The sequence below is a fragment of the Microcoleus sp. PH2017_05_CCC_O_A genome (assembly GCF_020738785.1).
Lineage (GTDB): Bacteria > Cyanobacteriota > Cyanobacteriia > Cyanobacteriales > Microcoleaceae > Microcoleus.
This window is the reverse complement of sequence record NZ_JAEQCB010000125.1, coordinates 22,204-29,042: the sequence shown is the minus strand read 5'-3', so window position 1 is coordinate 29,042 and position 6,839 is coordinate 22,204. Positions and strand designations below refer to the sequence as shown.

Annotated in this window: 5 protein-coding genes and 1 pseudogene; 3 read left to right on the top strand and 3 right to left on the bottom strand. The window is 44.1% G+C overall.

Features of this window, described 5'->3' with window-relative positions:
* Both JGK20_RS24910 and JGK20_RS24905 read left to right on the top strand, forming a co-directional pair.
* A partial coding sequence (locus JGK20_RS24910; RefSeq protein WP_293232507.1) for a S8 family serine peptidase occupies positions 1-3,737 on the top strand: 3,737 nt, incomplete at its 5' end.
* 188 nt (positions 3,738-3,925) lie between these two features.
* A complete protein-coding gene (locus JGK20_RS24905) occupies positions 3,926-4,225 on the top strand; it encodes a hypothetical protein (RefSeq protein ID WP_293232505.1) in 300 nt (99 codons plus the stop codon).
* Positions 4,226-4,322: 97 nt separating this feature from the next.
* On the opposite strand, the gene JGK20_RS24900 is transcribed toward JGK20_RS24905, so the two are convergent.
* Both JGK20_RS24900 and JGK20_RS24895 read right to left on the bottom strand, forming a co-directional pair.
* The gene (locus JGK20_RS24900) at positions 4,323-4,526 is read right to left on the bottom strand and encodes a hypothetical protein (protein ID WP_293232503.1); all 204 of its coding nucleotides are present in this window, start codon (positions 4,524-4,526) and stop codon (positions 4,323-4,325) included.
* A gap of 118 nt (positions 4,527-4,644) precedes the next feature.
* Positions 4,645-4,776 carry a hypothetical protein gene (locus JGK20_RS24895; RefSeq protein ID WP_293182031.1) on the bottom strand — a complete coding sequence of 44 codons (132 nt, stop codon included), beginning with the start codon at positions 4,774-4,776 and terminating at the stop codon, positions 4,645-4,647.
* Between the two features lie 136 nt (positions 4,777-4,912).
* Here JGK20_RS24895 and JGK20_RS24890 point away from each other — a divergent pair, with 136 nt between their 5' ends.
* Positions 4,913-5,488: a Uma2 family endonuclease gene (locus JGK20_RS24890; RefSeq protein ID WP_293182033.1), complete on the top strand. Its 576-nt coding sequence runs from the start codon at positions 4,913-4,915 to the stop codon at positions 5,486-5,488.
* Between the two features lie 5 nt (positions 5,489-5,493).
* Here JGK20_RS24890 and JGK20_RS24885 read toward each other — a convergent pair.
* A pseudogene (locus tag JGK20_RS24885) lies at positions 5,494-6,722 on the bottom strand (folylpolyglutamate synthase/dihydrofolate synthase family protein).
* Between the last annotated feature and the right edge of the window lie 117 nt (positions 6,723-6,839).

Here is a 6,839-nt window from a genome sequence, read left to right as displayed (position 1 = left end):
CTGAAGATGAGAAATTGGCGATCGTACTGACTTCCACTCCGAATGAGTCTGTCAAAACCGATTCGGTGACTTCATCTCCAACAGTCATCGATCCGTTGACAATAAAAGAAGAAAAAGAGGCGATCGCAACCCCTATTTCTACTACCACAAAAGATGCACCAGCTTCAGATAAAACTGTAACGAAATCAGTTGAAATCGAATCTCAAGCAATTGCACCTCAACCTGCGCCTAAAAACATTTCAACCGTTGAGACAGAAACCAAGATAAATCAACCACAACCTGCTGTTACTCTCAGCCCTAAAACCGATGAACAACCAGCAATTTCTACTCAAGCATCTGGTAAAATTTTTCAGCCGATAGTCCACGAAAGCAAGCCAAATATTTATCCTCAAGAACTTTCGACTGTCAATCAATCAATTGCGACAGATAGCAAGCCAGTAACGGCAATACCAGAATTAGCTAAACCAGCAATTTCTACCAACAGCCAGCCAGCAATTTCTATTCAAGAAGTTGCTCCGATAACTCAACCTGTCGCACCAAATGCAACCAGCATAATAGCCACAAATAGTCAAGAAAAAACCAATACAGAACCCACAAATTATGCACAGAATATCGGCTCGAATCCAGTCACAACGACTACCTCATTCCCTTTTTCAAAAGCATCTCAACCCTTAGTCGGTATTATTAGTACAGGATTTAATGCCAATAATTTCGACATAGACTACAGCCGCATTACTCTCGGAAAAGACCGCATTGCTAATGATGATAATCCCTTAATTCAATCCGGTGAAGGCAGCGAACAAGGAACTCATGTTTTAGGCTTAATTGCCGCCACTCAAAATAATAGCAAAGGCATCGACGGCATTAACAATGAAGCACCGATTTGGTTAGGTAGGGCTAGTGGCAATAACAGTTGGGCAGAATCCTTAATTGAATTTGTCGATAACGCCAAAAAATCCGATCGACTCAATGCAGTTGTTAACATTAGTTTTGAACTAACTCAAGTTGATGTTAGCGGCAAAATAGTTCCTCGCTACGAACTGACAGAAGCAGAACAAAATGCCCTAGAATACGCTCGCAAAAATCACATCGTTGTTGTCGTTCCTGCGGGCAATAATCCCCAAGAAATATCAGCTTTAGGCAAAGCATCCCTTCAGTTTGACAATATCATCACCGTCGGTGCATCATCGGGTGGTCAAGTGACAGATTATTCGGGAACTGGCAAAGGTTTAGATATTTTAACAGAAGGAGGAACGCTGAACAATCCCGTGCGATCGACTGTCGGAGAAGGTACAGGATTGATGGCAGGAACTTCTGTAGCAGCAGCCCAAGTTACGGGTGCAATTTCTCAAGTCTGGGCGGCAAATCCCCAACTAAATTATCAGCAAGTTATCGATATTATCAAACGGACTGCAACTGATATCGCTTTGCCGAATTGGGATGCTAAAACAGGTGCGGGATTGCTGAATATGGCAGCAGCAGTACCTTTAGCAAAAGCAATTAAACCCAAACCTTTGCCACCTGAACCTACTGTTCAAGATGTAGTCAGTCAACTCAATAACTTAGCTCCAGAACTCGATAAACTTCTAGAGCGATTTAAGGCTGAATCTGACAAAATTAGTGCCAATCCCGATAGTGCTTTAGTCGAGCCAAAGCCTGAAGATGAGAAGCAAGCTGCGGAAGAATTGGACGCTTTGATCGCAGATTTGCAAAAAGAAATTGATGGCTTGCAAGCTGATCCTTATGCTGATATTAATGGCATTGCTACCACCTATCAATTTGATGCGAAATCTCAGCCTTTAGTCGGTATCATCGATACTGGTTTTGCTGAAAATAATCCCGATATTGATTACACCCGAATTATCAAAGGTCGTGATTATAATGATAGCGATGATAATCCCTTACTTCCTGCTAACGATCAGAAGGCTGAACACGGCACTAAGATATTAGAAGTAATCGGGGCAAAACAGAACAATGATATTGGCATAAATGGTGTCAATGATGATGCACCGCTGTGGCTGGGACGTGCTGTTGGTTCTGGCAAATGGGCTCAATCTTTGCGGGAATTTGTGGATGCTGTGAAGGTATCTAAACAGCCCAATGCTATTGTCAATCTCAGCTTCGATTTAGTTGACAAAGATGGCAATACCCGCACTAAATTTACAGCAGAAGAAAGAGCAGCCATTGAATACGCTCGCGACAACAAAGTCTTGATTGTAGCAGCAGCAGGAAATCAAGGTGTGGAAGGTTTATCTGCTTTGGGTAAAGCTTCGCGGGAATTTCCCAATATCATCACAGTTGGTGCGGCGGATTGGAATGGCAATCTTGCTGATTATTCCAGCTATGGTGCGGGGATAGATTTAGTTGCTTTTGGCGCTACTTCTGAGGCTAAAGCAGGTTCGGAAACCGATTCCAATGAGGATTTGCTCAAAAATTTAACTCCCGATGAGCGGCAAGCTTTGGAAAAAGCGATCGAATTTAACGACAATCCAACATCTGATGGAAAACTGACTGAAGCTGAGGAAAAACTTGTTTCAGAAGCCACCAAAAAACTTGGAAAAAGCTTGGGAGATATTCAGAATGCTGACAGCAATTCGGCAGAATCAATTCCTGAAATTGTCGGTACTTCGATCGCTGCGGCTAAGGTTACGGGTGCGGCTTCGCAGGTTTGGGCGGCTAATCCGAATTTGAGCTTTGCACAGGTGAAAGCCATTCTCAAAGCTACGGCGGTTGATTTGGGTACTCCTGGCTGGGATATTCAAACGGGTGCGGGTTTATTGAATTTGGCTGATGCTGTGGCTATGGCTAAATCTCCACCAACGGGACTTGATATTTCAGATAGTATTTTGTCCTCGGATTCTGATGTTTGGAGTGAAGAAGGCGCTGGGGAAGAAGAGGCTCGTCGTCGTCGAGGTTTTTTCCGACGATTATTTCGAGGAGCAAGGAGAATCTTTCAAAGAGTGATCAGAGTTGTTGGCAAAGTCGTAAGTTTTGTTAACAAAGTATCAAGTTTTATCGGCAAGGTAAAGGGATTCTTTTCTAAAGTTAGTGGTATCTTTTCCACAGTTAAGAAAGTATTTAGCTGGATTGGTAAAACGTTCTTGGCTCTGCCTATTTTGGGTAAGCTTGGGATAGTTTTAGGAGGGATTGGTTTGGTGGGAGGTGCGATCGCGGGTTTGGTTGCATGGTTTAAGAAGAAGAAACAGCCTCAAGAGCAACCCGTTCAAGATACCACTCCGCAGGAGATTAAGGCTCTACAAGCAATTTGGGGAGGCTTGCCAACTGTGCTGAAAACTGCTCTCAAAAATGGGATTAATAGTCCTTATGGTGCGCCACTTTTTCAGGGAGATCCGGCTGGTATTTTGCCACTAATCCAGATTTTAACCAGTATCAATCCAGCACTGAATTCGACATCGCCACAACTTTATTCTTGGCTGCTATATGGCACGCCAGCTCAGTTTTTGCCTGTGTTGCAGGGTACTGCAACAACTCCTGTACTGCCACTGGATGTTGCTAATGCTTGGAGTGCTTTGAATCCACAGCAGAAACAAGAGCTTTTAAAGTTCCTGCAAGGTGGAATTCCGCAGCTATATCAGCCCCTGTTTAATGACACCGATCCTGATGGTATTTTGCCACTATTAAATGGTTTAGGTGGAATATCACCCAATGCTCAAAGCACTGTTTTGACTTTCTTGCCAGGGGGAATTCCCAGTCAGTATCAGCCAAGTTTTTCCTAGGGCTGGCTGATTTCCAAAATCTAATTGCTGCCCAGCAATCGCAGATTCAAGGAACTCAGTCAGCCCTGCAAAATTACCAATATCAAATCAATCAAGCTAATGCTTTTTTTGGCCAACTAGAACAGCAAAGACAGGAGGCTCAAAATGCTGCTAATTACTGGAATAGCCAGATTAATATTTGGGGAATTGTGCGATATGAACGTCAATGTAGGCGAGTCTTATTCTGGCGTAGCTGCCGAGACGTTCCTATTTGGGGTTCGATTTACAATCCGCAAGCAGTAGCTAATCGAAATGATGCTCAAGCGGCTGCTAATGCTGCGGCTCAATATCGAGATATAGCTGCACAAAAAGCTCAAGAGTTAACTGCTACTTTGCAGCCACAAATCACGGCATTGCAACAGCAGATATCAGAGCAGCAGCAACAATTGCAATCGCTGGCGCAACAGCAGCAGGCATTGCAGAGTCAGCAGCCGCTAGCAATTGCTTGAGCGCGATTTGAAAGTGCGATCGCCCTGGATGCTTCTTTAAGCTATCGAAAGGGCGTCGCTCCTCAGAAACCGGGTTTCTGCGATCGCTTTTGCATCCCTACGGAAATATTGGTACAGAAACCCGGTTTCTTAATCCCAAGTGCGATCGCCCTGGATGCTTCTCCAAGCTATCGAAAGGGCGTGAAGTGCTGCTATCCCGAGCTTTAATCGCCCTGATTGAGGTGAAAAGTGCGATGTGCATCAATGCCCAAGAAACCGGGTTTTTCATAATCTGAGGGCTGTGGCGAAATATTGTCGTCAAAAACCCGGTTTCTGGCTTCTCCCTGAATTTCTTACTTCCGCAGCACCGAAGTGATAATCACTGTAATAGTGGCACTAGCAATTAAAGTGAAAGCAAGTTGTACTACCCACTGAGTTGCTTACTGGTAGTTAGAAAAGCGATCGTTAAATTTCTCGGAATCCCTCGATAGCTTATCTACATCTGTCGATAGCTTGTCCAGTTTCTCAATTACATCTACCAAGGTTGGTTCCTTTTTGGATGTAGTGGTCATTTGGTTTATTTTAATTCGATAATTATATTGTAATATATTATATTGTGTGTTTTGTCGCCTTTTAAATTATTCATTTGTTGTAAATTCTGAGTTATGTTAGAATTAAGATTCAACTGAATAATGGGAGAAAACTTTTATGACAGCGATGACAGTCAAAGATTTAAACCAAGTTCAGACCCTTTTTTCCGAAGCGGGTTTAGATTACACAATTGAACTAGAAGACGGGAAAATTTCAGTTATGGGCCCATCAGACATTGTATCCAGTGAAATCAGTAGCCGTCTCATCGCCTTTCTCTTCGCTTGGATAAATCCACGCCGCTTGGGGAGAGTGTTTGACTCCGCAGGCGGTTTCATCATGCCGAATACCAACGTCAAAGCGCCAGATGTTTCGTTTGTGCGCGCGGCCCGCTTGCGCCAAAGTCCGCGTTATTTTGGTGAACTTGTCCCGGATTTGGTGGTTGAGATCAAATCTCAGAGCGATCGCATTAAGGCTATAGAAACTAAGGTTTTGAAGTTTATAGAGCTGGGTGCGGTTGTCGGCATCCTGATCGATCCTGATGAGGAAACAGTGGCAATTTATCGATCGACTGGTGAACCGACTATTTTAGCAAATGGCGATATTTTAACAGTACCAGAGCTTTTTCCCGGTTGGGAATTGCCCGTTTCGGAATTATGGCCTCCCATTTTTACAGAGGAAGAAACACAATCCTGATGCGTTTAAGTTTGAGATTGTTGTTGCAGAAAATAGCCGACTAGATAAAGTGAACCGCACAGGATTGTGAGGTTTTCGTCGGTAACAGCCGCATCTAAAGCTGTTGTTAAGTCGGGAAAAGCTTGAGTGAGAGTTAATTCAGGGCAGATATTTTCAGCAATGGCGGCTAATTCTGTGGGGGATGCTGAGTTTTGATCGGGTACGGGAACGAGATAAAGCCGATCGCCCTTTTTGAGTAATGCTTGTAAAATATCATCGCAGTCTTTCGTCGCCAGAATGCCGATTACCCAGTTAATCGGCGACGGGGAAGCGGTAAGATTGTCTACATATTCGCGCAGGGCGATCGCAGCAGCAGGGTTGTGCGCGCCGTCAATCAGGATGTTGCGGTTGTTCCAAGTTGTCTGCTGAAGTCTTCCCGGCCATTGGGTTTGGGCGATTCCGTTGGCGATCGCACTTTGGGAGATTTGCCATCCTAGGTTTTGCAGAGTGTGGAGAGTTGCAAGTGCGATCGCCGAATTCATTAATTGAACTTGTCCCAGCAATGGCAATTTATATCTTATTTTAACCGCAGATGAATCAGAATTAACGTCAATTTCTGGACTTGGATAATATTCTGCAAATCCGTCTCCTAAATCTACCGCAGGTTTTACCCAAACTGCTCTCCGACAACTACCGGACACTTTGATTTAATAATTCCCGCTTTTTCCCCAGCAATATCAGCGACAGTCGGGCCGAGGATTTGCCAGTGTTCGAGACTGATAGAAGTAATCACACTCACAAGCGGAGTTTCGCAAACATTAGTCGCGTCTAATCTACCGCCCAATCCGGTTTCAATCACTGCAATATCTGCTTTTTGTTCGGCGAAATACAGCCAAGCTGCGGCGGTGATGATTTCAAATTGAGTCGGAGTTTCCGTATTACCTTCAGCAGCGCGGACAACTTTTTCTAAACAGTCTTGCAATGCTATTGTAGAAATTGGTTTTTGGTTGATACAAATTCTTTCTGTCCAATCGATTAAGTGCGGGGATGTGTAGCGCCCGACTCGATAACCTGCTGCTGTGAGTACCGATGAGAGATAAGCGCAAACGGAACCTTTGCCATTTGTGCCGGCAACGTGGATAATGGGTACTTGTTTGTGGGGGTTGTCGAGTTTTTCGAGGAGTTGGTGAATTCTTTCGAGGCCGAGGTGGACGCCGAAGTGTTGGTAAGATTTGAGGATGGAGTTTGCATTCATTGAGGATTATAAATTCTGTTTGTTTGTGAATTATATTTTTTTCTTTAACCGCAGAGGGCGCAGAGGGCGCAGAGTGAGAGAAGCAAGAGACAGATATCTCATCAAAGAAAGTTTTAT

Bases quoted from the DNA above. Each gene is read 5' to 3' on its own strand.
- JGK20_RS24895 (WP_293182031.1), bottom strand. From the start codon at position 4,776: ATGACCACTACATCCAAAAAGGAACCAACCTTGGTAGATGTAATTGAG.
- JGK20_RS24890 (WP_293182033.1), top strand. From the start codon at position 4,913: ATGACAGCGATGACAGTCAAAGATTTAAACCAAGTTCAGACCCTTTTT.